General features: G+C 69.3%; 20 protein-coding genes. 12 read left to right on the top strand and 8 right to left on the bottom strand.

What is annotated here, in order from left to right:
- Position 1 precedes the first annotated feature (1 nt).
- Both HFGMBDPB_RS26760 and HFGMBDPB_RS26755 read left to right on the top strand, forming a co-directional pair.
- Complete coding sequence (locus HFGMBDPB_RS26760) at positions 2-424, top strand: GtrA family protein (RefSeq protein WP_017406517.1); 423 nt, start codon at positions 2-4, stop codon at positions 422-424.
- Positions 421-1,284: a ChbG/HpnK family deacetylase gene (locus HFGMBDPB_RS26755; RefSeq protein WP_016450380.1), complete on the top strand. Its 864-nt coding sequence runs from the start codon at positions 421-423 to the stop codon at positions 1,282-1,284. The genes HFGMBDPB_RS26760 and HFGMBDPB_RS26755 overlap by 4 nt, the downstream gene beginning before the upstream one ends.
- A gap of 198 nt (positions 1,285-1,482) precedes the next feature.
- Here the strand turns inward: HFGMBDPB_RS26755 and HFGMBDPB_RS26750 are convergent, their stop codons facing one another.
- From HFGMBDPB_RS26750 to hemE, 3 genes are all read right to left on the bottom strand, one after another.
- Positions 1,483-2,619: an asparaginase gene (locus tag HFGMBDPB_RS26750; RefSeq protein ID WP_016450381.1), complete on the bottom strand. Its 1,137-nt coding sequence runs from the start codon at positions 2,617-2,619 to the stop codon at positions 1,483-1,485.
- A gap of 223 nt (positions 2,620-2,842) precedes the next feature.
- The gene (priA, locus tag HFGMBDPB_RS26745) at positions 2,843-5,044 is read right to left on the bottom strand and encodes a replication restart helicase PriA (RefSeq protein ID WP_212646621.1); all 2,202 of its coding nucleotides are present in this window, start codon (positions 5,042-5,044) and stop codon (positions 2,843-2,845) included.
- Between the two features lie 510 nt (positions 5,045-5,554).
- Complete coding sequence (hemE, locus tag HFGMBDPB_RS26740) at positions 5,555-6,667, bottom strand: uroporphyrinogen decarboxylase (protein WP_212646620.1); 1,113 nt, start codon at positions 6,665-6,667, stop codon at positions 5,555-5,557.
- A 177-nt stretch (positions 6,668-6,844) separates the two neighbouring features.
- Between hemE and HFGMBDPB_RS26735 the strand changes: the two genes are divergently transcribed.
- The 9 genes from HFGMBDPB_RS26735 (at position 6,845) to HFGMBDPB_RS26695 (ending at position 16,197) form a co-directional block, all read left to right on the top strand.
- Positions 6,845-7,840 (top strand): tripartite tricarboxylate transporter substrate-binding protein, encoded by a 996-nt coding sequence (locus HFGMBDPB_RS26735; RefSeq protein ID WP_016450384.1) that lies wholly within the window; start codon positions 6,845-6,847, stop codon positions 7,838-7,840.
- Between the two features lie 167 nt (positions 7,841-8,007).
- Positions 8,008-8,790, top strand: a complete 783-nt coding sequence (locus HFGMBDPB_RS26730; protein WP_046238612.1) for an enoyl-CoA hydratase-related protein — start codon at positions 8,008-8,010, stop codon at positions 8,788-8,790.
- Between the two features lie 11 nt (positions 8,791-8,801).
- Positions 8,802-9,269, top strand: a complete 468-nt coding sequence (gene paaI / locus HFGMBDPB_RS26725) for a hydroxyphenylacetyl-CoA thioesterase PaaI (protein ID WP_016450385.1) — start codon at positions 8,802-8,804, stop codon at positions 9,267-9,269.
- 12 nt (positions 9,270-9,281) lie between these two features.
- Complete coding sequence (gene paaK / locus HFGMBDPB_RS26720; protein ID WP_212646619.1) at positions 9,282-10,586, top strand: phenylacetate--CoA ligase PaaK; 1,305 nt, start codon at positions 9,282-9,284, stop codon at positions 10,584-10,586.
- A 17-nt stretch (positions 10,587-10,603) separates the two neighbouring features.
- The gene (locus tag HFGMBDPB_RS26715; protein ID WP_016449263.1) at positions 10,604-11,263 is read left to right on the top strand and encodes a TetR/AcrR family transcriptional regulator; all 660 of its coding nucleotides are present in this window, start codon (positions 10,604-10,606) and stop codon (positions 11,261-11,263) included.
- Between the two features lie 35 nt (positions 11,264-11,298).
- Positions 11,299-12,450 carry an ABC transporter substrate-binding protein gene (locus HFGMBDPB_RS26710; RefSeq protein ID WP_212646618.1) on the top strand — a complete coding sequence of 384 codons (1,152 nt, stop codon included), beginning with the start codon at positions 11,299-11,301 and terminating at the stop codon, positions 12,448-12,450.
- Between the two features lie 83 nt (positions 12,451-12,533).
- Positions 12,534-13,562 carry a branched-chain amino acid ABC transporter permease gene (locus HFGMBDPB_RS26705; protein WP_012202505.1) on the top strand — a complete coding sequence of 343 codons (1,029 nt, stop codon included), beginning with the start codon at positions 12,534-12,536 and terminating at the stop codon, positions 13,560-13,562.
- On the top strand, positions 13,559-15,451 hold the full coding sequence (locus HFGMBDPB_RS26700) for a branched-chain amino acid ABC transporter ATP-binding protein/permease (protein ID WP_016454720.1): 1,893 nt from the start codon (positions 13,559-13,561) through the stop codon (positions 15,449-15,451). The genes HFGMBDPB_RS26705 and HFGMBDPB_RS26700 overlap by 4 nt, the downstream gene beginning before the upstream one ends.
- Positions 15,448-16,197 (top strand): ABC transporter ATP-binding protein, encoded by a 750-nt coding sequence (locus tag HFGMBDPB_RS26695; RefSeq protein ID WP_016449266.1) that lies wholly within the window; start codon positions 15,448-15,450, stop codon positions 16,195-16,197. The genes HFGMBDPB_RS26700 and HFGMBDPB_RS26695 overlap by 4 nt, the downstream gene beginning before the upstream one ends.
- Positions 16,198-16,266: 69 nt before the next feature.
- Here the strand turns inward: HFGMBDPB_RS26695 and HFGMBDPB_RS26690 are convergent, their stop codons facing one another.
- From HFGMBDPB_RS26690 to HFGMBDPB_RS26675, 4 genes are all read right to left on the bottom strand, one after another.
- On the bottom strand, positions 16,267-17,238 hold the full coding sequence (locus tag HFGMBDPB_RS26690; protein ID WP_016449267.1) for a Bug family tripartite tricarboxylate transporter substrate binding protein: 972 nt from the start codon (positions 17,236-17,238) through the stop codon (positions 16,267-16,269).
- Positions 17,239-17,342: 104 nt separating this feature from the next.
- On the bottom strand, positions 17,343-17,609 hold the full coding sequence (locus HFGMBDPB_RS26685) for a DUF2783 domain-containing protein (RefSeq protein ID WP_016449268.1): 267 nt from the start codon (positions 17,607-17,609) through the stop codon (positions 17,343-17,345).
- A gap of 31 nt (positions 17,610-17,640) precedes the next feature.
- Positions 17,641-19,332 (bottom strand): FAD-dependent oxidoreductase, encoded by a 1,692-nt coding sequence (locus tag HFGMBDPB_RS26680; protein ID WP_016449269.1) that lies wholly within the window; start codon positions 19,330-19,332, stop codon positions 17,641-17,643.
- Positions 19,333-19,466: 134 nt separating this feature from the next.
- The gene (locus HFGMBDPB_RS26675; RefSeq protein WP_016449270.1) at positions 19,467-20,432 is read right to left on the bottom strand and encodes an MBL fold metallo-hydrolase; all 966 of its coding nucleotides are present in this window, start codon (positions 20,430-20,432) and stop codon (positions 19,467-19,469) included.
- 149 nt (positions 20,433-20,581) lie between these two features.
- Between HFGMBDPB_RS26675 and HFGMBDPB_RS26670 the strand changes: the two genes are divergently transcribed.
- Positions 20,582-21,400, top strand: a complete 819-nt coding sequence (locus HFGMBDPB_RS26670) for an IclR family transcriptional regulator (RefSeq protein ID WP_374725862.1) — start codon at positions 20,582-20,584, stop codon at positions 21,398-21,400.
- Between the two features lie 42 nt (positions 21,401-21,442).
- Here the strand turns inward: HFGMBDPB_RS26670 and HFGMBDPB_RS26665 are convergent, their stop codons facing one another.
- The gene (locus HFGMBDPB_RS26665; RefSeq protein ID WP_212646616.1) at positions 21,443-23,275 is read right to left on the bottom strand and encodes a methyl-accepting chemotaxis protein; all 1,833 of its coding nucleotides are present in this window, start codon (positions 23,273-23,275) and stop codon (positions 21,443-21,445) included.
- Positions 23,276-23,365: the final 90 nt, after the last annotated feature.

Genomic DNA, 23,365 nt, shown 5'->3' with positions numbered 1-23,365 from the left:
CATGCACGATGTGATCGCGCAGCTGCGCCGCCTGCCGCAGGCGCTGCAGTTCGTGCTGGTGGGCGGCTGCGCGGCCGCCACGCACCTGGCCGTGGTCGCCCTGCTGGTGCAGCTGGCGGGCATGGCGCCGCTGCATGCGAATGTGCTGGCCTTTCTCGTGGCCTTCGTGGTCAGCTACAACGGCCATGCGCTGTTCACCTTCGTGCAGACCCAGGCACGTGGCCGGGCCGTGGTGGCCAAATACTTCGCCGTGGCCTGCGTCTCCTTCGTGGCCAACGAGCTGCTGTACTGGGCGGCCCTGCACTGGCTGCACTGGCACTATTTCTGGAGCCTGGCCCTGGTGCTGGTGCTGGTGGCGGTGGGCACCTTCGTCCTGGCCAAGTTCTGGGCCTTTGCGGCCCCCGGACGCAAGGAATCCCCATGAACACCATGCCTGCCATAAACGGGGAGAAGTCCCCGGCCAGAACCGTCGTCCTGTGCGCCGACGACTATGCGCTGCACCCCCTGGTCGACGAGGCCGTGGAGCAGCTCACGCTGCAGGGCCGGCTGTCGGCCACCAGCTGCATGACCACCTCGCCGCACTGGAGGCAGGCGGCCAGGCGCCTGCCCGCGCTGCGCCCGCGCCTGTCGCTGGGCCTGCACTTCAACCTGACCGAGGGCCATGGCCTGCAGCCCGCCGCCGGCATCGGTGCCGTGATCGCGCGCGCCTATGCCGGCGCACTCGGCGGCGCCGCCATGCGCGACGCCTGGCGCCGCCAGCTCGACGCCTTCGAGGACGCGCTGGGCATGGCCCCCGACTTCATCGACGGCCACCAGCACGTGCACCAGCTTCCCGGCGTGCGCGCCGCGCTGGTGCAGGAATTGCGCCAGCGCTATGGCGACAACGCCGACGACCTGCCCTGGGTCCGCTCCACCACCCCGGCCGGCCAGCTCTGGCGCGACCCCAAGGCCGCCATCATCGCCCTGCTCGGCGGCTGGACCACCACCCGCCGCCTGCGCCGCCAGGGCGTGCCGCTCAACCACGGCTTCGGCGGCGTCTACGCCTTCGACCAGCCCACGCCCGAAGGCTATGGCCGCCACATGGCCCAATGGCTGGCCCAGCTGCAGCCCGGCAGCCTCATGATGTGCCACCCCGCCACCGCCCCCGTCCAGGGCGACGCCATAGGCGCCCAGCGCGCCGTCGAATACGCCTACCTGCGCTCCGACGCCTTCGCCCAGGCCCTCGAACAAGCGCACTGCCACATCGCCCAAGGCCCCCTCACCCCGCTGTTCACAACGAACTAAGAAGCAGCAATAGAAAAGGCCCGGCCAAAAATGGACCGGGCCATGTGGGCGCAGCGCAAAAAACCGACGAGGCCCAAAGCAAGGGACAGCAAGCAAGGGCCGCCCCGCAGCGAGGCTGTCGTCCCCCTCCCCCGCGAAGCGGGTAGAGAGGCGCCGTGCCACGGGGGGAAGGCGCGCCAGCGCCTCAGGGGGTGCCTATCAATATTCCCAGAAGATGCGCTGCAGCTGCTTCGTGTCCTGCGTCTTGGTCAGGGCCACGGCGGCCAGCAGGCGGGCCTTCTGCGGGTTCAGGTCATGGGCGACGACCCAGTCGTACTTGTCGTCGGGCTGCTCGGCGTTGCGCAGCACGAAGCCGGCCGGCACGCGCGAGCTGCGCACCACGATCACGCCCTTTTGGCGCAGTTCATTGAGCTTGGGCACGATGCGGTCGGCCACCGAGCCGTTGCCCGTGCCGGCGTGCACGATGGCCTTGACGCCGGCCTTGCCCAGCGCGTCGATGGCCGTGGCGGGCACGTTGCCGTAGCCGTAGACGATGTCCACGGCGGGCAGGTCGGTGATCTGCTCGATGTTGAACTCGCTGCCCCTGGTGTGGCGCTTGACGGGGGCGCGGAACCAGTAGGTCTTGCCCTCGACCACCATGCCCAGCGGGCCCCACTGGCTGGAGAAGGCATTGGTCTTGATGTTGGTGAGCTTGGCCACATCGCGCGCGGAGTCGATGTTGTCGTTCATGCTGACCAGCACGCCCTTGCCCGCCGAGTCCTTGGAGGCGGCCGTGGCCACGGCGCCCAGCAGGTTCAGCGCGCCGTCGGCCGAGATGGCCGTGCCGGGGCGCATGGAGCCGACCATGACGATGGGCTTGTCGGTGGGCACCACCAGGTTCAGGAAGTAGCCGGTCTCCTCCAGCGTGTCCGTGCCGTGGGTGACGACGATGCCGTCCACGCCGGGCTGCTTGGCCAGCTCGTTGACGCGGCGTGCCAGCGTCAGCAGTTCCTTGTTGGTGAAGCTTTCGGAGGCGATCTGGAAGACCTGCTCGCCAGAGACGTTGGCGATGTTGCTCAGCTCGGGCAGGCCGGCCAGCAGCTTGTCCACGGGGACCTTGGCGGCCGTGTAGGTGGCGCTGTTGACGGCGCTGGCGCCCGCGCCGGCAATGGTGCCGCCCGTGGCCAGGACGACCACGTTGGGCTTGCCGGCCTGTGCGGCGGGAGCGGGTGCAGGGGCGGTCGCCGTGGCGGGCGCTGCGGCTGCGGGGGCCTGGCTGGCGCCGGGCTGGGACGCGCAGCCTGCCAGCGCAAGCGCGACGGCCATCAAGGTCATACGGAAGGGGGTGAACGGCATGTATCGCTCCTGGAAAGGCATTGAATGATCCAGCCTTGTGGGCTGAATGCGGCACGATGCAATAAACATGCCCCGCCTGCATCAGCGCAAATCCCGATGGGAGCCGTGCGGCGGATGCGCTAAATGCGCTTCCGAAAAAGGAGCGGTGAACGCTTTGTGGGATTGCACCAAAGGCCTGAAAGGCTTGAGGTTTTTTGGGGCCGTTCCAGAGGCTGTGCCACGTTCAGATGGCCAGCGGGTCCACGTCCACCAGCCAGCGCACCAGGGCGCGGTGCTCGGGCTGTGCCCTGATCCAGTGCAGATGCGCCTGCCAGGCCCAGAGAAAGCGCAGCAGGGCGGGCCGCTGGGCCGACTCGATCAGCATCTGCGCCCGCTCCACATTGGCCACGCGCTGGACGGACATGGGAATGGGCGGGTAGAGAAACACATCGTCCACATGGGGCAGGCCGGCCTGGCGCGCGGCTTGGGCGGCGGCGGCCAGAAATGCCTGGGCGGCCTCCTGGCTGCGCGCATCGGCCCGCACGATGGCCTGGAAGGCAAACGGCGGCATGCCCGCATCGCGCCGCTCGCGCAGCTGGCGCGCCGCAAAGGCTGGGTAGTCGTGCGAGCGCAGCGCGGTGTAGACGGGATGGGACGGGTCGTGCGTCTGTATCCACATCTCCGGATGGCTGCCCTGGGCGGCCACGTAGTGCGCGTCGCGCCCTGCGCGGCCGGCCGCCTGCATCAGCAGGCTGAACAGGCGTTCGGGCGCGCGGTAGTCGCTGGAAAACAGCGCGCTGTCGGGCTGCACGGCGGCCACCAGGGTGATGCGCCGGAAGTCATGGCCCTTGGCCACCATCTGGGTGCCGACCAGCACGTCGATGTCGCCGGCATGCACCTGGGCCAGCTGCTCCTCCAGCGCGCCCTTGGCGCGCGTGGTGTCGGCGTCTATGCGCGCCACGCGGGCGGGCTCGCGGTCGGGGCGCTGCACGTTGCGCAGCAGGCGGGCCAGTTCTTCCTCCAGCTGCTCCGTGCCCTTGCCCAGCGGCAGGATGTCGGGATTGCCGCAGCCGGGGCAGGCCATGGGCACGCGCTGGGTGTAGCCGCAGTGGTGGCAGCGCAGCGTGCGGTCGGCCTTGTGGAAGACCTGGTGGGCACTGCAGTGCGGGCAGTCGCTTTTCCAGCCGCAGTCGGCGCAGAACAGCACGGGCGCGAAGCCGCGGCGGTTGAGCAGCACCAGGCTTTGCTCGCCGCGCTGCACACGCTCGGTGATGGCATCGATCAGCGGCGGCGAGAACACGGCCTTGCGCGGCTGCTGGCCCATGTCCACCAGGCGCACGCGCGGCAGGGCGGCCGCGCCGATGCGGCTGGGCATGTGCAGGCGCAGGTAGCGGCCGCCCTGCGGCTCGTCGGCACTGGGCGGGCGGCTGGCGTGCCAGCTCTCCAGCGAGGGCGTGGCGCTGCCCAGGATGACCTTGGCGCCGGTATCGCGCCCGCGCCAGATGGCCAGGTCGCGCGCCGAGTAGCGCGCGCCTTCCTGCTGCTTGTAGCTGGCGTCGTGCTCCTCGTCCACCACGATCAGCGACAGCCCCGGCAGGCTGGCGAACACCGACATGCGCGTGCCCAGCACGATGCGCGCCGTGCCCGTGTGTGCCGCCAGCCAGCTCTTGAGCCGCTGCGGGTTGGTCATGCCGCTGTGCATGCTGACCACGCAGGCCGCGCCGTACTGCGGCGCAAAGCGCGCCAGGAAGCGCTGCTCCAGCTGGGGCGTGAGATTGATCTCGGGCACCATCACCAGCACCTGGGCGCCGGGGTCGGCATCCAGCGCGGCCTGGGTGGTCCTCAGGTAGACCTCGGTCTTGCCGCTGCCCGTGCTGCCGTAGAGCAGGAAGGGGCCGGGGTGGGCGGCGATCTGCGTGAAGACGTCGGCCTGCTCGGCGCTGAGGACGATGGGGGGAATGTCTGCGGCGGCCGGGGCCGGTGCGAGCGCTGATGCAGGCGCAGCGCCAGGCGCCGGTTGCGCCTGTTCCGCCTTTGCAGCCTTGGCCGCTCTCTTCGCCGCGGCCTTGGTCGGCCTGAGCCGGCGCGCCAGTTGCTCGGCCGTCATGTCGCGCAGCTGCGGCGGCAGGGCCGTCACGGCGATCTCGCCCACGCTGCGCTGGTAGTAGTAGGCGGCGAAGGCCACCAGCCGCCGCCAGGCCGCCGGCAGCGGCGCGATGCCCTCCAGCACGGCGCAGATGGCGCGCAGCTCCACGCCTTCGGGCATGGGGGGCGGCTGGGCCGGCGCGTCCCAGACCACGCCCAGCAGTTCCCGGCGTCCCAGCGGCACGCGCACCAGGGTGCCCGGCTCCAGCGGCTGCTCGCAGGTGTAGCTCAGCAGATCACCCACGGCGCTGTGCGCCGGCGTCTGGACGGCGACATGGACGGTATGGGCGGGAAGGGGCATGGGAAGAAAGCGGGGCCTGAAAACGCTGGCGCCGCAGGGCACGAACAGCGGCAACAAAGCCGCCAAGCATAAGCCTTGGGCAGCGTCCGAGGCGTGGGAAGCGGCGTTCTACACCAGACATCCCGGGCGGTGGCTACGGGTTTCTGGGTATATCGTCAATTTCTGTGGATAACTTTGTGGGGATTATTCGGATCTATGGCCATCCCCCCATTTGTCTGACCTTTCCGAGTGGTGCATTCTGAAAACGGTGCTATCAAAAAAAATCTTCAAAAACAACGGCTTATATCGATATGTCGCCCGCGTGCAGGCGCGGGTGACAACTGTGAGTCCTAAGACCTCGCTCAGATTTTTCTGTGCATAAGATGGTCTGTGGCCATCTTGTGCAGCAAGCGCCGGCCGGGCGCGCGGACTGTGGACAGCGCGGCCCAGCCGGGCCGGTGGCTGTCACGGCAGGGGGCCGGCGCTGCGCTGGCATCCGGTCCTGCGTGTGATGAGGAGCAGGGCGGGCGCTCAGCGCTGGCGCATGGCGCGCGAATGGCCGTGGACGGTCTCGACCAGGGCGGCCACATGCTCGGGCGGCGTGAACTGGCTGATGCCGTGGCCCAGGTTGAAGATGTGCGTGGGGCCCGTGGTGGTCCTGTCGGTGTGCGGGGCGCCGAAGCTGTCGAGCACGGCGCGCGCCTGCTCGGCCACGCGCTCGGGCGGCGCGAACAGCACATTGGGGTCGATGTTGCCCTGCAGCGCCTTGCCGGGTCCGCCCACCTCGCCGCCGACGATGGCGCGGGCGCGGGCCAGGTTGGCCGTCCAGTCCAGGCCCAGCACCTCGCAGTCCAGGTCCTTCATGTCGGGCAGCCAGATGCCGCCGCCCTTGGTGAAGACGATGCGCGGCACGTCCTGCCCATCGACGCCCGTGCGCTTGAGTCCGGCCAGCACGCGCTTCGTATAGGCCAGGCTGAATTCCTGGAAGGCGCCATCGGCCAGCACGCCGCCCCAGCTGTCGAACACCATCACGGCCTGGGCGCCCGCATCGATCTGGGCGTTGAGGTAGGCGGCCACGCTGTCGGCGTTGATGGCCAGGATGCGGTGCATCAGGTCGGGGCGCGCATACATCAGGCTCTTGACCAGGCGGTAGTCGTCGCTGCCCTTGCCCTCGACCATGTAGCAGGCCAGGGTCCAGGGACTGCCCGAGAAACCGATCAGCGGCACGCGGCCATCGAGCGCGCGGCGGATGCTGGTCACGGCGTCGAACACATAGCGCAGCTTGTCCATGTCGGGCACGGCCAGCTCGGCCACGGCGGCCTCGTCGCGCACCACCTTGGCAAAGCGCGGGCCTTCGCCTTCGGCAAAGGACAGGCCCAGGCCCATGGCGTCGGGCACGGTCAGGATGTCGGAGAACAGGATGGCCGCGTCCAGCGGGAAGCGCTCCAGAGGCTGCAGCGTGACCTCGGTGGCGTAGTCCACGTTGGTGGCCAGGCCCATGAAGCTGCCGGCCCGGGCGCGCGTGGCCTTGTATTCGGGGAGATAGCGGCCCGCCTGGCGCATCAGCCACAGCGGCGTGTAGTCGGTGGCCTGGCGCCGGCAGGCGCGCAGGAAGGTGTCGTTGGTCAGGGGGGCGAAGCTCATGGTGGGCGATTGTCGCCGAGTCGGCTTCGCCAGGTTGCCGCGATGCCCGAGCAGCGCAGGGCGTCTTGCCCCGGGTTAACCCTGGTCAATATCGGCGGCAACGGGCTTTTTGAGGCCGCTACATTGTGCGGCGTGCGTTCCGCACGGGAATCCGTCCATGCAAGGAGAGAGTTTGCGATGCAGCGAAGAACCCTGACCCAGATCCTGGCCCTGGCACCGGCCTCGGCCGTTTGGGCTGCCAGCGGGCTGGCTGGAAGTGCCACGGCGGCCGAGCCGCTGTTTCCGGGCAAGGCGCCGCTGCGCATCGTCGTCGGCTACCCGCCCGGTGGCGCCACCGACCGCGTGGCGCGCATCGTGGCCGACAAGCTGCAGGCGCGCGTGGGCTCGCCCGTGGTGGTGGAGAACAAGCCCGGCGCGGGAGGCCGCCTGTCGGCACAGTATGTGAAGAACGCGCCGGCCTCCCAGCCCGCGCTGCTGCTGGCCAACCCGGCCGTGATGCTGGTGGCGCCCCTGGTGTTCCCTGACTCGGGCTACGACCCCGACAAGGACTTCCGCCCGGTCAGCGAGGTCAATCGCTACGAATTCGGCGTGGCCGTGGCCAGTGCCGTGCCCGTCAGGCAGCTGTCGCACCTGCTGGCCTGGCTGCGTGCCAATCCGCAGCAGGCCAACGTGGGCGTGCCGGCCACGGGCAGCCTGCCGCACTTCTTCTCGCTGATGCTGGGCGAGGCCGCCAAGGTCCGGACCGAAACCGTGGGCTACAAGGGCTCGGCCCCGCTGCTGACCGACCTGGTGGGCGGCCAGGTGCCGCTGGCCATCGACACCTTCGACGTGCTGCTGCCCCAGCACGAGGCCGGCAAGATCCGCGTGCTGGCCGTGTCGGGCGAGCGCCGCAGCACGATGGCGCCGGACATCCCCACGCTCAAGGAATCGGGCCTGAACCTGTCGGGCATGGGCTGGAACACCTTGTTCGCGCCCCAGAGCATGGCGCCCGACATTGCCGAGCGCCTGTCGCGCATGGTGCAGGAGATCATGAAGGAGCCCGACACGCGCCAGAAATTCGAGGCCAGCCGGCTGACCCCGGTCTCCAGCAGCAGCGCGCAGACGGCCGAGATGCTCAAGGCCTACCGCGCCCAGTGGACGCCGGTGGTGCAGCGCTCGGGTTTCAAGCCCTGAACCTTCGACAAATCGGCCCGTGAGGGCCTTTTTTCATGGGGCCTAGGGTTTCCTCGGTGCCTGGGCGCTTGTGGTGGAAAGGGTCTGGCGACTAACATTTACCGACCATTCGGTAAATTATGTTTGATCTGCCGCATAAAGACGGCAGACAGGCCACGGAGACTTCCATGCCCCCATCGCTGGTTCTGGTTGAGCAGCAAGACGCCGTCCGCACCCTGGTGCTGAACCGCCCCGACGCGCTCAACAGCTTCAACGCGCAGCTGCACGAGCAGCTGCTTTCGGCCCTGGAACAGGCTGCCGGCGATGCCTCGGTGCGCTGCGTGGTGCTCACGGGCGCGGGGCGCGGCTTTTGCGCGGGCCAGGATCTCTCCGACCCCGAGGCCGCGCCCGACCAGAACCTGGGCGACCTGATCGAGCGCCGCTACCAGCCGCTGTGCCTGCGTCTCAAGTCCATGCCCGTGCCCGTGGTGGCCGCCGTCAACGGCGTGGCTGCCGGCGCGGGCGCCAATATCGCGCTGGCCTGCGACCTGGTGCTGGCCGCACGCTCGGCCAGCTTCATCCAGGCCTTTGCCAAGATCGGCCTGGTGCCCGACTGCGGCGGCACCTGGCTGCTGCCGCGCCTGGTGGGCCGTGCGCGCGCCCTGGGCCTTGCGCTGCTGGGCGACAAGCTGCCTGCGGCCGAGGCCGAACGCATCGGCCTGATCTGGCGCTGCGTGGAAGATGCCGATTTGCGCAGCGAGGCCCAGGCCCTGGCGCAGCGCCTGGCCGCCATGCCGGTGCGGGCCCTGGCGCGCACGCGGGAGGCCATGGACTCGGCCCAACTGCTGGACTACGAGCATGCGCTCACGCGCGAGGCGCGCCAGCAGGGCCAGCTGGGCGCAGCCCACGACTACCAGGAGGGCGTGGCCGCCTTTCTGGGCAAGCGGGCTGCCGTGTTCTCGGACCGCTGAGGAGCGGCGCCATGCAAGACAACCACACCCCGGGCGAGGCCGCCCAGCGACTGGCCGAGCAGGTGCGCGACGGCATGCTGGCGCGCGACCGCGCCGCGCAAGGACTGGGCCTGCGCATCACCGAGATCGCGCCCGGCACGGCGCGCATGGAGATGGCCGTGCGCGACGACATGCTCAATGGCTTCGACATCTGCCACGGCGGCTTCATCACGGCGCTGGCCGACACGGCCTTTGCCTATGCCTGCAATGCGCGCAACGAGATGACGGTGGCCTCGGGCCTGAGCGTGGACTTCGTCGCGCCCGGGCGGCCCGGCGACGTGCTCACCGCGCAGGCCCGCGAAGTCTCGCGTGCAGGCCGCACCGGCGTCTATGACGTGCAGGTCACCAACCAGCGCCAGGAAGTGATCGCGCTGTTCCGTGGCCGCTCGCACAGCTTCAAGGGCCGGCCCACCGTGCCCGGCCTGAACCAGCCCGTCTGAAAAGACCCAGCCATGCCTGTCCAGCGCCCCGCCCCCGGCGAACTCGATCCCATCGAAACCGCCAGCCGCGACGAGATCGCCTCGCTGCAGCTGCTGCGCCTGCGCTGGTCGCTGCAGCATGCCTACGACCATGTGCCGCACTACCGCCGCGCCTTCGATGAAAAGGGCGTGCACCCGTCCGACCTGCGCACGCTGTCCGACCTGGCCCGCTTTCCCTTCACCACCAAGAAGGACCTGCGCGAGAACTACCCGTTCGGCATGTTCGCCGTGCCGCGCCAGAAGGTGGCGCGCGTGCATGCCTCCTCGGGCACCACGGGCAAGCCCACGGTCGTGGGCTACACGTTGAATGACATCGACAACTGGGCCAACCTGGTGGCGCGCTCCATCCGCGCGGCGGGTGGGCGGCCCGGCGACATGGTGCATGTGGCCTACGGCTACGGCCTGTTCACGGGCGGCCTGGGCGCGCACTACGGTGCCGAGCGCGCGGGCTGCACCGTGGTGCCCATGTCGGGCGGGCAGACCGAAAAGCAGGTGCAGCTGATCCAGGATTTCCGGCCCGACATCATCATGGTCACGCCCAGCTACATGCAGGTGATCGTGGAGGAGATGCAGCGCCAGGGGATGGACCCGCGCGAGAGTTCGCTCAAGATCGGCATCTTCGGCGCCGAGCCCTGGACCGAGGCCATGCGCCGCGAGATCGAGGGCAAGGCGGGGCTGGATGCCGTGGACATCTACGGCCTGTCCGAAGTCATGGGCCCGGGCGTGGCCAGCGAATGCGTGGAGAGCAAGGACGGGCCGGTGATCTGGGAAGACCATTTCTACCCCGAGATCATCGACCCGGACACGGGCGAGGTGCTGCCCGACGGCAGCGAGGGCGAGCTGGTCTTCACGTCGCTGTCCAAGGAAGCCATGCCCATCATTCGCTACCGCACGCGAGACCTGACGCGACTGCTGGCGCCGACTTCGCGCAGCTTCCGGCGCATGGGCAAGATCGTGGGGCGCAGCGACGACATGCTCATCATCCGCGGCGTGAACCTGTTTCCGACGCAGATCGAGGAGATCGTGCTGCAGAACGCCCAGCTGTCGGGCCAGTACCAGCTGGTGGTCACGCGCGACGGCAACCTGGACCGGCTGGCCGTGCGCTGCGAGATGCAGCCGGGCACGCAGGGCGACACCGAGGCGCTGGCCCTGTGGGTGCAGCAGCGCATCAAGACCCTGGTCGGCGTGAGCGCCGAGGTCGAGGTGCTGCGGCCCGATTCCATAGAGCGCACCCTGGTGGGCAAGGCCCGCCGCGTGATCGACCACCGCAGCCGCTGAGCGCGCACAGGAGTCCCATGGCCCGAGGCCGATCTTCCGGATACGACGACCAGCGCGAACTGATCCTGGGCCATGCCGCCGCGCTGTTCGCGCGCAGCGGCTACCCCGGCACTTCGATGAACGAGGTGGCCCAGGCCTGCGGCCTGTCCAAGCCCACCATCTACCACTACTTCCGCGACAAGTACGCGCTGCTGGTGGACATCACCGATGGCCACATGACGCGGCTGCAGGCCCTGGTGGACGAGGTGCAGGCCATGGGCCTGCCGCCCGAGCCGCGGCTGCGCATGCTGATCGAACGCTTCGTGCAGGAGTACGCCCATGCCCGCCATGCCCACCGCGTGCTGACCGAGGACGTGCGCTTCCTGCAGGACGAGGACCGCCAGCGCGTGGTGGGCAAGGAGCGCGCCGTGGTCGAGGCCTTTGCCCAGGCGGTGGCCCAGCTGCGGCCGGACGCCGACGGCGCGGGCCTGTCCAAGGCGCTGGCCATGCTGCTGTTCGGGATGATGAACTGGATGTTCACCTGGCTGCGGCCCGACGGAACGCTGGACCACGAGGCCATGGCCCCCGTGGTGGCCGACCTGTTCCTCGGAGGCTTGCCTGCCGTGCAGACCCCAGGCAAACCCGTGCATCAAACCGCTGGCAAAAAAATAGTTACCACGGTAAATTGTGGCGCCTGAAGGTGCCACGCCCCATCCAACACAAGGAGACAGACATGAAGCGTTTGACGAAACTGGGCCTGCTGGCCGCGACCCTGGCCACGGTCTGGGGCTCGGCCCTGGCCGACATCAATGTGGGCGTGGTGGTCTCGGCGACCGGACCGGCGGCCTCCCTGGGCATTCCCGAGAAGAACACGGTGGCGCTGATGCCGCGCACGGTGGCGGGCCAGAAGGTCAACTACATCATCCTGGACGACGCCTCCGACACCACGGCGGCCGTGGCCAACACGCGCAAGCTGATCAGCGAGAGCAAGGTCGACGTGATCCTGGGCTCCAGCATCACGCCCAACTCGCTGGCCATGGTGGACGTGGTCTCCGAGGCCAAGACGCCCATGATCACGCTGGCGGCCTCGGCCAAGATCGTCGAGCCCGTGGATGCCAAGAAGTTCTGGGTCTTCAAGACGCCCCAGCACGACGCCATGATGGCCGCCGCCATCGGCGAGCACATGGCCAAGGCCGGCATCAAGACCGTGGGCTACATCGGCTTCAACGACGCCTACGGTGAAAGCTGGCTGCAGGAATTCCGCAAGGTGGCCGAGGCCAAGGGCCTCAAGCTCACCGCCACCGAGGCCTATTCGCGCAGCGATACCTCGGTCACGGGCCAGACGCTCAAGCTCATGTCCGCCAAGCCCGATGCGGTGCTGATCGCCGGCTCGGGCACGCCGGCCGCGCTGCCGCAGAAGTCGCTCAAGGAGCGCGGCTACCAGGGCAAGATCTACCAGACCCACGGCGTGGCCAATGCCGACTTCCTGCGCGTGGGCGGCAAGGATGTGGAAGGCACGCTGCTGCCCGCCGGCCCCGTGCTGGTGGCCCACCAGCTGCCCGACAGCAATCCGGTCAAGAAGTCCGCCGTCTCCTATGTGGAGGCCTACGAGGTCGCCAACGGCAAGGGCACGGCTTCGACCTTTGGCGCGCATTCCTGGGATGCGGGCCGCGTGCTCGAAGCGGCGATTCCCGCCGCGCTCAAGAAGGCCCAGCCCGGCACGGCCGAGTTCCGCGCCGCCCTGCGCGATGCGCTGGAGCAGACCAAGGACGTGGCCGGCGCCCACGGCATCTTCAACATGACGCCCACCGACCACCTGGGCCTGGACCAGCGCGCGGCCGTCATGGTCAAGATCGAGAACGGTACCTGGAAGTACCAGCCCTGAACCTGCAGGCCTGAGGCCGCAGCGGCTGCCGCGCCTGGTGGCGGCCGCTGTGGCGCTTGGCCGCGTCTGCTCGAAAGTCGATCATGGATCTGCAAATCGCCCTGCTGCTGGGGCAGGACGGCATCGTCAACGGCGCCGTCTACGGCCTGATGGCGCTGGCCCTGGTGCTGGTGTTCTCGGTCACCCGCATCATCTTCATCCCGCAGGGGGAGTTCGTCGCCTTCGGCGCGCTCACCCTGGCCATGATGCAGGCCGGACGCGTGCCCACCACGCTGTGGCTGCTGCTGGCCCTGGCCGCCGCCGTGCTGGTGGTGGACCTGCTGCGCTGGCGCGCGGGCAGCCAGGTGAGCTGGCCCGCCACCTTCCTGTGGTGCCTGGCGCTGCCGGCCATTGCCGTGGCCCTGGCCTGGGGGCTGCGCCCGTCCTCGCTGATGCTGCAGGCGCTGGCCACCCTGGTGCTGATCACGCCCATGGGGCCGCTGCTGTACCGCCTGGCCTACCGGCCGCTGGCCCATGCCTCGGTGCTGATGCTGCTCATCGTCTCGGTGGCCATGCACGGCGTGCTGGTCGGCCTGGGGCTGCTGTTCTTCGGTGCCGAAGGCTCGCGCACCCCCGCGTTTTCCGAGGCGCAGCTGCGCCTGGGCGACATCACGATCTCGGGCCAGTCCCTGGTGGTGGTGGGCGTGACCCTGGTGCTGGTGGCCCTGCTGTTCGTGTTCTTCGAGCGCTCCATGATCGGCAAGGCGCTGCGCGCCACGGCCATCAACCGCGTGGGCGCACGCCTCATGGGCATTCCCACGGCCATGGCCGGCGACGTGAGCTTTGCGCTGGCCGCGCTGATCGGCGCCATCTCGGGCCTGCTGATCGCGCCGCTGACCACGGTGTACTACGACACCGGCTTTCTGATCGGCCTCAAGGGCTTCGTGGCCGCCATCGTGGGCGGGCTGGCCAGCTACCCGCTGGCCCTGGCCGGCGCGCTGCTGGTCGGGCTGCTGGAGGCCTTCTCGTCGTTCTGGGCCAGTGCCTACAAGGAGGTGCTGGTGTTCACGCTGATCATCCCGGTGCTGTGGTGGCGATCGCGCAATAGCCACCATGTGGAGGAAGAAGAATGAGCGCCCCCGTTTCCTCGCAGGCCACGGCGCCTGCCAAGGCCGCTTCGGGTGGCATCAGCACGCGCGTGCTCACGGTGGCGGCCATTGCGCTGCTGGCCGCGTCCTGGGGCTTCCTGCCCGATTTCACCGTCGTCATCCTCAGCTACATCGGCCTGTTCGCCATGGTGGCCGCAGGCCTGGTGATGCTGACCGGCGTGGGCGGCATGACCTCGTTCGGCCAGGCGGCCTTCGTGGGCATCGGCGCCTATGCCACGGCCTGGGTGTGCACGGCACCGGCCTCGGTGGCCGCGCTGGGCGGGCTGGTGGGCGCGGCGGGCCTGCCCTGGGTGGGCCTGGCGCTGGGCCTGCTCATCACCTTCGTCGTGGCCTGGCTGCTGGGCGCGGTCACGGTCAAGCTGCAGGGCCACTACCTGCCGCTGTGCACCATCGCCTGGGGGCTGAGCCTGTACTACCTGTTCGGCAACATGGAGTTCCTGGGCGGGCAGACCGGCATCACGGGCATTGCGCCGCTGGTGATCGGTGGCGTCTCGCTGGCCTCGCCGCGCGCCATGGGCGTGGTGATCTGGGCCGTGCTGCTGGTGGCGCTGTGGCTGCTGCACAACCTGCTGGACTCGCGCGAGGGTCGGGCCATCCGCGCGCTGCGCGGCGGCCGCGTCATGGCCGAGTCCATGGGCATCGACACGGCGCACTACCGCGTCAAGCTCTTCGTGTTGGCGGCCCTGCTGGCCACGCTCTCGGGCTGGCTCTACGCCCACATGCAGCGCTTCGTGAGCCCGGCGCCCTTCAACCTGAACGTGGGCATCGAGTACCTGTTCATGGCCGTGGTCGGCGGCGCCGGCCACCTGTGGGGCGCGGTGCTGGGCGCCACGCTGATCACGCTGATCAAGCAAAAGCTGCAGGACATATTGCCGGCCCTGCTGGGCACCAGCGGCAACTTCGAGGTCATCGTCTTCGGCCTGCTGATGGTGCTGGTGCTGCAGCGCTTTGCAGAAGGCCTGTGGCCCACGCTGCAGGCGCTCACGGCGCGCTGGGTGCGCCGGCCCGTGTCTGATCTGAAGCTGGCGGACGCTGCGCCGCTGGCGCAGCGCGCGCTGCCCGCGGCGGGCCAGGTGCTGCTGGCGGCCGAGCATGTGACCAAGCGCTTCGGCGGCCTGGTGGCCAACAACGATGTGGCCATGACGCTCAAGGCCGGCGAGGTGCATGCGCTGATCGGCCCCAACGGCGCGGGCAAGAGCACCTTCTTCAACATGATCTCGGGCGTGGACTCGCCCACCGAGGGCCAGGTGCGCTTCATGGACCAGGCCATGAACGATGCGCCCTCGCGCCGCTTTGCCGCCCTGGGCCTGGGCCGCACCTTCCAGCATGTGCGCCTGCTGGGCCAGCGCAGCGTGCTGGAGAACGTGGCCGTGGGCGCGCACCGGCGCGCGCACCGGGGCTGGCTGGCCTCCATGCTGCGCCTGGACCGGGCCGAGGAGGCCTCGGTGCTGGCCGAGGCGCGCCGCCAGATCGAGCGCTGCGGCCTGGGCGCCTTCGCCGACGTGCCGGCCGCCTCGCTGGCCCTGGGCCAGCAGCGCATCGTGGAGATCGCACGCGCCCTGGCCGGACAGCCCGCGGCCCTGCTGCTGGACGAGCCGGCAGCCGGCCTGCGCCACCTGGAAAAACAGGCCCTGGCCGACCTGCTGCGCCAGCTGCGCGCCGAGGGGCTGGGCATTCTCGTCGTGGAGCACGACATGGAGTTCGTCATGAATCTTGCGGACCGCATCACGGTGCTGGAGTTCGGCACCGTGATCGCCGAAGGCACGCCGGCCCAGATCCAGGTCAACCAGCGCGTGCTGGATGCCTACCTGGGCGGCGGCGACGACGACGAGGCAACCGGAGAGACGGCATGAGCGACACCCTTTTGCAGCTCAAGGGCCTGAGCGTGTCCTACGGTCCCGTGGAGGCGGTGCACCAGGTGGATCTGGATGTGCGCAGCGGCGAGATCGTCACCGTCATCGGCCCCAACGGCGCAGGCAAGACCACGCTGTTGTCGGCCGCCATGGGCCTGCTGCCCTCGCGCGGCGAGATCCATCTGGACGGCAAGCGCATCGCACGCCCCGGCGTCGAGGTCATGGTGGCCAACGGCGTGGCCCTGGTGCCCGAAAAGCGCGAGCTGTTCGGCGAGATGTCGGTGGAGGACAACCTGCTGCTGGGCGGCTTCTCGCGCTGGCGCCGGGGCCTGCGCGACCAGGCGCAGCGCATGGACGAGGTCTTCGCCATCTTCCCGCGCCTGAGGGAGCGGCGCCCGCAGATGGCCTCCACCCTGTCGGGCGGCGAGCGCCAGATGCTGGCCATCGGCCGCGCGCTGATGGCGCGCCCGCGCCTGCTGCTGCTGGACGAGCCCTCGCTTGGCCTGGCGCCGCTGATCGTGCGCGAGGTGCTGCAGGTCGTGGCCGGCCTGCGCGACCACGGCGTCTCGGTGCTGCTGGTCGAGCAGAACGCGCGCGCCGCCCTCAAGGTGGCCGACCGTGCCTACGTGCTGGAGATGGGCGCCGTGGCCCTCAGCGGCGCGGCCAGGGAGCTGCTGCATGACCGGCGCATCATCGATACCTATCTGGGGATGGGGCGCAGTGCGGAGGCGGCGGCGGTGGCCTGAGACGCAACCCCCAGCCACAACGAAAAAGGCTGCCGGACCGGCAGCCTTTTTGCGTCTGCAGCGTGGCGCTCAATCCAGCTTGATGTTGTTGGCCGCGATCACCCGACCCCACTTGCCGCGCTCGGCGCGCACGAACTGGCCCATCTGCTCGGCGCTGCCGGGCATGGGCTCCACGCCCATGGCGGCCAGGCGTGCCTTGGTGCGGGTGTCGGCCAGGGCCTGCTGCAGCGACTGGCTGAACTTCTTGACCACCTCGGCCGAGCTGCCCGTGGGCACGACGATGCCCTGCCAGGCATAGCCCTCGAAACCTTTCAGACCCTGCTCCTGCAGCGTGGCGACCTGGGGCAGCACGTCCACGCGCGCAGGGCTGGCCACGCCGATGGCCTTGAGCTTTTTCTCGCTCAGGAAGGGAATGATGGTGGCGCTGTCGGCCCACATGGCGGGAATCTGGCCGCCGACCACGTCCTGCACGGCCGGGGCGGCGCCACGGTAGGGCACATGGGTCATGTTGCTGATGCCCGCCTGTTCGCGGAACAGTTCGCCCACCAGATGGTGGGGGCTGCCCAGTCCGGCCGAGCCCCAGCTCACGCCGGTCTTTTGCTGTTTGGCCCAGGCCAGGAATTCGGAGAGGTTGGTGGCGGGCACATCGTTGTTGACCACCAGCAGCATGGGAAAGCGCACCAGCATGCCCACGGGCTTGAAGTCGCGCTCGGCGTTGTAGTTGAGCTTGCTGAACAGGAAGGGGTTGGCCGCCAGCGTGGCGAAGTCGGCCGTGAACATCAGGTTGCCGTAGTCGCGCGAGCGGGCGCTGTACTCGGCCGCGATATTGGTGCCCGCGCCGGGCTTGTTGTTGATGACGATGACCCGCTCCATGTTGCGGCCCATGGCTTCGGCGATGACGCGGGCGACCACGTCCGAGCCGCCGCCGGCCGCATAGCCCACGACCCATTCCAGGGGCTTGTCCTGTGCCAGGGCGGCAGGCCCTGCGGCCAGGGCCAGGCCCGAGCAGGCCAGTGCGGCCAGAAACTGCTTGCGTTGCATCCTTGTCTCCATGTTGTATGCGGCGCCCTTGTGAGATGTCCGAGTTGTGAGGCGGGCGCCTTTGTGGGGATGGCAGGCCGCCGCACGGGCGGCGGCGCGCGGCTTCAGGCGGCCGCGTGCACCGGGGCGACCGGTGTCACGGCGCCGCGCTCGGCCGGCTCCGCGCCGGCAGGCGCAAGTCCTGCGCTGGCGCGGGCCAGTTCGAGCGCATGCAGCAAGGTGCCCTGGTGGCCGATGTGGTTGGCCAGCAGCAGCACGAGGCGGGCATTGAGGGCATGGCTTTGCGCGGTGTCGAGCCCCTGGTGGGTGGCGATCAGGGCTTCGTAGAAATCGTCGCAGGCCTGCAGGTTGGGGTGGGTGGACAGCAGCATGGCGGTCTCCTGTGGATGGGGCGTAAGAGGTTCAGGCCGTGGCGGCGGCGCCGCAGGCTCTTTGGAGAGCGGCGCGCACGCCGGCCTCGTCGGGGCGGCGCCAGCGCGCGCAGACATGCTGGTCGGGCCGCAGCAGGTAGCTGGTGCCGGGGCGCGCATCGAGGCGTTTGGCCGCCAGGCCGCGCGCATCGATGAGGTCGGCGTCTGGTGCATGGGCCTCGCCCTCGGCCGCGATGGACAGGTTGAGCACGCCGGGCAGCGCCTGCGCCCAGGCCGGCGTGGGGCCGAAGTGCAGCAGCGTGAAGTCCGGTCCCAGGGCGCGCAGCAGCCAGGCCGTGCCGTCCACGCCGGGCCGGCGCATGGGCGCATCGGCCAGCACGGCGCCGGGCAGCTGCGTTCCGTCGAAGGTGTCGGTGTCGGGCGTGTTGAGCGCCGAGCCATGCAGCGTGGCCGGCACGGACAGCCGCCCGCTGTTGACGATGCGGCGCGCGAATTCATGGTCGCGCGCCAGGTCCAGCACGGCGTCGCGGAACAGGCGGCTGATCTCGCTCTTGGGCGTGATGAAGTCGGTGGCGCGCGTGGAGTTGCGGATGTTCTCGTCGGCCGCGTATTCGCGCTCGGCGCCATAGGTGGCGATCAGCGAGGCATCGGCCTGGCCGCGCAGCACGCGGTCCAGCTTCCAGGCCAGGTTCTCGGCATCCTGCACGCCGCTGTTGGCGCCGCGTGCGCCAAACGGCGAGACGCCGTGGGCGCTGTCGCCCGCAAAGACCACGCGGCCATGGACGAAGCGGTCCATGCGCAGGCAGGCGAAGGTGTAGACGCTGGCCCATTCCAGCTCGAAGGGCGCGTCCTTGCCCAGCAGGGCGCGGATGCGGGGAATGATGTTCTCGGGCTTTTTCTCTTCCTCGGGATCGGCGTCCCAGCCCAGCTGGAAGTCGATGCGCCAGACATCGTCGGGCTGGCGGTGCAGCAGCACGCTCTGGCCCGGGTGGAAGGGCGGGTCGAACCAGAACCAGCGCTCGGTGGGGAATTCGGCATGCATCTTCACGTCGGCGATCAGGAAGCGGTCGCGGAAGATGCGGCCATGGCTTTCCTGGCCCAGCAGGCCGCGCAGCGGCGAGCGCGAGCCGTCGCAGGCCAGGACCCATTGCGCATCGATGCGGTAGCTGCCGTCGGGCGTCTCCACGGTCAGCAGCGCGCCCTCGGCGTGCGGCTCGAGCGCCGTGACCTTGCTGTGCCAGCGCAGGTCGATCAACGGCAGCTGCAGGGCTCGCTCGACCAGGTAGGCCTCGGCGTAGTACTGCTGCAGGTTGATGAAGGCCGGGCGCTCGTGGCCGTCCTCGGGCAGCAGGTCGAAGCGGTACAGCGGCTGGTCCTTGAAGAAGACCTTGCCCAGGTTCCAGGACACGCCCTTGTCCACCATCGCCTGGCCCACGCCCAGGCGGTCCCAGATCTCCAGCGTGCGCTTGGAAAAGCAGATGGCGCGCGAGCCCGTGGACAGCCGGCAGTCGTTGTCCAGCAGCACCACGCGCTGCCCGCGCTGGGCCAGGTCGATGGCCAGCGACAGGCCTACGGGGCCGGCGCCGACGATGACCACGGGATGCCGGGCGGGCGTGTCCGCACCGGCGTCCTGGTCGGCATGGCGCTCGTAGGGGATGTGGATGGCCTGTATGTCTGCGCCGCTGCCGCGCAGCGCTTGCAGGGAGATGGCGGGGTGGGACATGGGGTTCGTCCTCTGTCGTGGGCGTATGAGAGAGAAAAGGCGCAGCCATCCCCGCCGGCATCAGGGAATGCCGGTGCGCGGGCGGGTGCGATGGGCAGGCGTGCCGGTGCTCAGGACCGGCACGCCGCCGTGGTTCAGCCTTCGAGCGCTTCCCACATCTGGCGGTCGCGCTCGGCGGTCCAGATGCGCGGGTCGGCATGGCCCGAGGCCTCGTCGTAGGCGCGGGTCACATCGAAGGGCATGCAGTGGTTGAAGATCACCCACTGGCCGTACTTGGGCTGCAGCTTGGCGAAGGCGGCCTCGTAGACCTTGCGCAGGTCCTGCTGGGCGTCGGCGCCGGCCTTGACCTCGGTCCACAGGTCGCTGATGAAGTCGCGCGTGCCGGCCAGGCCGGCCTGCACCTCGGCCGGCGTCTGCAGCGCGGCGCCCCGGCCGGGCACCAGCTTTTCGGGCTGCAGGGCGGCGATGGCGTCCAGCGTGTGCGGCCAGTCCTGGAAGTAGGCATCGCCCGCATAGGGCGTGGCGCCGAACTCCACCAGGTCGCCGCTGAACAGCACCTTGTCCTGGGGCAGCCAGACCACGGTGTCGCCCTTGGTGTGGCCGCGGCCCAGCTGCAGGATCTGCACTTCCAGCTTGCCCAGCCACAGCGTCATCTTGCCGGTGAAGGTCAGGGTGGGCCAGGTCATGCCGTCGGGCACGCTTTCCACGTTCTGGAACAGGCGCGGGAAGCGGCCGATCTCGCTGGCCTTGTCCTGCTCGCCGCGCTCCACGATGAGGTCAAAGGTGTCCTGGCTGGCAATGATGTGCTCGGCGCCTTCCGCGAAGAAGGCCGAGGCGCCCAGCACGCGCACCGCGTGGTAGTGCGACAGCGTGACGTACTTGATGGGCTTGTCGGTGATCTCGCGGATGCGGCGGATCACGTCCTGCGCCATGACGGGCGTGGCCTGGGTGTCGATCACCATCACGGCATCGTCGCCAATGATGATGCCGGTGTTGGGGTCGCCCTCGGCCGTGTAGGCGTAGGCGTGCTCGGAGAGCTTGTCGAAGCTGACCTGCTTGATTTCGAGGTCGGCGGCGGAGGCAAAGGTCTTGGTGGTCATGGGCATCCTGCTTTTGAAATGGACAAACGCATTTGTTTTTATCGAATGCCTGAATGCTAGGGAAAAATTCAACATTGAACAATTCGTTTGGCATAGTGAAAAACCCTCGGAGCCGCAAACTCCGGGTTCCAGCCTTCACAATGCCTGCCATGTCCGATGCCGCCTCTTCCCCGAACAGCCCCGTCTTCCTTCCTGACAGCAGCGATGACGAGCCCGCGCGCGGCCCGCGCGGCATCCAGAGCGTGGAAGTCGGCGGCCAGTTGCTCAAGGCACTGGCACGCACGGGCCGGCGCATGGCGCTCAAGGATCTGGCGCGCGAGGCCGAGATGGCGGCGGCCAAGGCCCATCCCTACCTGGTGAGCTTTTGCAAACTGGGCCTGATGGAGCAGGACCGTGCCAGCGGCCACTACGGCCTGGGGCCGCTGGCCATACAGATGGGGCTGATCAGCCTGCAGCAGGCCGATCCCGTGCGCCTGGCGATTGCCGAGCTGCCCGCGCTGGCGCAGGAGGTGGGCAGCACGGTGTCGATTGCCATGTGGAGCGGCCAGGGGCCGACCATCATCCGCGTGGAAGAGGGGCCCACCCATGTCTATGTGGCCATGCGCCACGGCACGCCCGCATCGCTGCGCCACACGGCCACGGGCAAGATCTTTGCGGCCTTTGGCGAGCCCGGGCGCATTGCGCCCCTGCTGGACGCGGAAGGCCACAGCCTGGAGGAGCCCGCCTTTGCAAAGGAGTTGGCCGCCATCCGCGCCAGCCGCCTGAGCCGGGTCGAGAACCAGCTGCTGTCAGGCGTGAGCGCGCTGGCCGTGCCGGTGTTCGACGGCTTTGGCCAGCTGGTGCTGGCCATTGCCGCCATCGGCCCCTCGGCCACGCTGGATCTGGACCCCCAGGGCCGGCCGGCCCGGCTGCTGCAGGCCCAGGCGCGCAGCCTGTCCCAGCGCCTGGGAGCGCCGGCCCAGGCCTGAGCGCGCAGCCCCCGGTGGGGTTCAGTGGCGCTTGGTCAAGGCTCAGTGCGTGAGCAGCAACTGGTCCCGGGCAGGTGCACGCCCTTCCAGCGTGAAGCCGGCCACCGTGCGCGACAGGTGGTGGGCTTGCTCGTTGAGCACGGACGATGCGGCGGTGGACTCCTCCACCAGCGCGGCGTTCTGCTGCGTGGCGCGGTCCATGTCGGCCACGGCCTGGTTGATCTGGCCGATGCCCACGCTCTGCTCGGTCATGGCGCCGTTGATCTCGACAATGATCTGGGAGACGCGCTGGATGCCGTCCACGATCTCGCCCATGGTCTGGCCGGCCGCGCGCACGCGCTCCGTGCCCATGGCCACGCTGGCGCCGGAGGCGTCGATCAGGGTCTTGATCTCCTTGGCGGCCGCCGCGCTGCGATGGGCCAGGCTGCGCACCTCCGAGGCCACCACGGCAAAGCCCCGGCCCTGCTCACCGGCGCGGGCGGCCTCGACGGCGGCATTGAGCGCCAGGATGTTGGTCTGGAAGGCGATGGCGTCGATGACGCCGATGATCTCGCCGATCTTGGACGAGGCCCGGGAGATGTCGTCCATGGTGCTCACGGCGCTGCCCACCACGTCGCCACCCTTGGTGGCCGAGCAGCTGGCCGACTGCGCCAGGCGCGTGGCCATGGCGGCCGCCTCGGCCGACTGGCGCACATTGGCCGTCAGCTGCGACAGCGAGGCCGAGGTCTCCTGCAGGCTGCTGGCCGAGGATTCGGTGCGGTTGGACAGGTCCAGGTTGCCCAGCTTGATCTCGTCGGTGGCGGTCTTCATGGACTCCACGCCGTTGCGCACATCCTTGAGCACGGTGCCGATCTGCTCGACGAAGCCGTTGAAGGACGAGGCGATCTGCGCCACTTCGTCATTGCCCGACACCGGCAGGCGCTGCGTCAGGTCGCCGCCGCCCGAGCCGATCTTGTCCATGGCGTCGCGCACCTGGGACAGGCGTCGGAAGGACTGGGCCGTCAGCGCCGCCGCCACGGCCGTGGCCAGGCAGGCCAGCAGCACGATGGCGATGGCCAGCGTCTTGAGCACGCTTTGCAGGCCGGTCGTGGCCTCGGCCTTGTCCAGCGCCACCACCAGCAGCCAGTCCGTGCCCTGCACCGGGCGGGCCTTGAGCAGCTTGGCGCTGCCGCCCAGGTTCACTTCCAGCGGTGCCGTGGCGCTGGCAAGCGCAGTCAGCGCGGCCGGCGTCAGCAGCTCGGAGATGTCGGAGGTGGGCTTGAGCAGCAGCTTGGCATCGGCATGCGCCAGCACCTGGCCGTCACGGCTGACCACGAAGCCCAGGCTGCCGGGCGTGGGGCGGATGGCGGAGACCACCTCGCGCACGCCCTCCAGCGGCACGGCGCCGCTGATCACGCCCTGCAGCGCGCCGCCGCGCAGCATGGGCGCCACGAAGGCCACATAGGGCACGCCCGTGGTGGAGTCGCCATAGGGCTTGGTCAGGGCCAGCTTGCCGGCCTGCACGGCGCTCTTGTACCAGGGGCGGGCCGTGGGGTCGTAGTCGGGCGGAGTGCTGGTGGTGGACTTGTAGGTCTTGTCTTCCCAGCCCACCGTGGTGATGGGAAAGCCGCTGGCCTGGCCCATGTGGGCGGCAAAGCCCTGCGGGTCGCCGTGCTCGATCACGGCGGCGGCGGCGCTGACGGCGCGTGCCTTGGAGGCCACCCACTGGTCGATGGCCATGGTGTTGCCTGCGGTGATGGCATCCAGGTCCTGTTCAATGGTCTGGAAAGTGCTGCCGCGAACGATGTGGTACGTGGCAGCCCCCGTGATGGCAAGGGCGCCGACCACGGTGGCTGTGCTGATGGCAAGGATCTTGGAGCGAAGGGTCTGGAGCATGGCGCGGCAAGGGAAGACTGAGGACTCCGCAAGCCGCAATGGCCGGGCATGCGGCCCTGTCATTAACGCACAATTTGTTTCATTTTTGAC

The organism is Delftia sp. PE138, assembly GCF_018320755.1.
GTDB lineage: Bacteria > Pseudomonadota > Gammaproteobacteria > Burkholderiales > Burkholderiaceae_C > Comamonas > Comamonas tsuruhatensis.
The sequence above is the reverse complement of the archived record's forward strand: the minus strand, read 5'-3'. Positions and strand labels throughout refer to the sequence as shown.

Bases quoted from the DNA above. Each gene is read 5' to 3' on its own strand.
- HFGMBDPB_RS26760 (WP_017406517.1), top strand. From the start codon at position 2: ATGCACGATGTGATCGCGCAGCTGCGCCGCCTGCCGCAGGCGCTGCAG.
- HFGMBDPB_RS26755 (WP_016450380.1), top strand. From the start codon at position 421: ATGAACACCATGCCTGCCATAAACGGGGAGAAGTCCCCGGCCAGAACC.
- HFGMBDPB_RS26750 (WP_016450381.1), bottom strand. From the start codon at position 2,619: ATGCCGTTCACCCCCTTCCGTATGACCTTGATGGCCGTCGCGCTTGCG.
- priA (WP_212646621.1), bottom strand. From the start codon at position 5,044: ATGCCCCTTCCCGCCCATACCGTCCATGTCGCCGTCCAGACGCCGGCG.
- hemE (WP_212646620.1), bottom strand. From the start codon at position 6,667: ATGAGCTTCGCCCCCCTGACCAACGACACCTTCCTGCGCGCCTGCCGG.
- HFGMBDPB_RS26735 (WP_016450384.1), top strand. From the start codon at position 6,845: ATGCAGCGAAGAACCCTGACCCAGATCCTGGCCCTGGCACCGGCCTCG.
- HFGMBDPB_RS26730 (WP_046238612.1), top strand. From the start codon at position 8,008: ATGCCCCCATCGCTGGTTCTGGTTGAGCAGCAAGACGCCGTCCGCACC.
- paaI (WP_016450385.1), top strand. From the start codon at position 8,802: ATGCAAGACAACCACACCCCGGGCGAGGCCGCCCAGCGACTGGCCGAG.
- paaK (WP_212646619.1), top strand. From the start codon at position 9,282: ATGCCTGTCCAGCGCCCCGCCCCCGGCGAACTCGATCCCATCGAAACC.
- HFGMBDPB_RS26715 (WP_016449263.1), top strand. From the start codon at position 10,604: ATGGCCCGAGGCCGATCTTCCGGATACGACGACCAGCGCGAACTGATC.
- HFGMBDPB_RS26710 (WP_212646618.1), top strand. From the start codon at position 11,299: ATGAAGCGTTTGACGAAACTGGGCCTGCTGGCCGCGACCCTGGCCACG.
- HFGMBDPB_RS26705 (WP_012202505.1), top strand. From the start codon at position 12,534: ATGGATCTGCAAATCGCCCTGCTGCTGGGGCAGGACGGCATCGTCAAC.
- HFGMBDPB_RS26700 (WP_016454720.1), top strand. From the start codon at position 13,559: ATGAGCGCCCCCGTTTCCTCGCAGGCCACGGCGCCTGCCAAGGCCGCT.
- HFGMBDPB_RS26695 (WP_016449266.1), top strand. From the start codon at position 15,448: ATGAGCGACACCCTTTTGCAGCTCAAGGGCCTGAGCGTGTCCTACGGT.
- HFGMBDPB_RS26690 (WP_016449267.1), bottom strand. From the start codon at position 17,238: ATGCAACGCAAGCAGTTTCTGGCCGCACTGGCCTGCTCGGGCCTGGCC.
- HFGMBDPB_RS26685 (WP_016449268.1), bottom strand. From the start codon at position 17,609: ATGCTGCTGTCCACCCACCCCAACCTGCAGGCCTGCGACGATTTCTAC.
- HFGMBDPB_RS26680 (WP_016449269.1), bottom strand. From the start codon at position 19,332: ATGTCCCACCCCGCCATCTCCCTGCAAGCGCTGCGCGGCAGCGGCGCA.
- HFGMBDPB_RS26675 (WP_016449270.1), bottom strand. From the start codon at position 20,432: ATGACCACCAAGACCTTTGCCTCCGCCGCCGACCTCGAAATCAAGCAG.
- HFGMBDPB_RS26670 (WP_374725862.1), top strand. From the start codon at position 20,582: ATGTCCGATGCCGCCTCTTCCCCGAACAGCCCCGTCTTCCTTCCTGAC.
- HFGMBDPB_RS26665 (WP_212646616.1), bottom strand. From the start codon at position 23,275: ATGCTCCAGACCCTTCGCTCCAAGATCCTTGCCATCAGCACAGCCACC.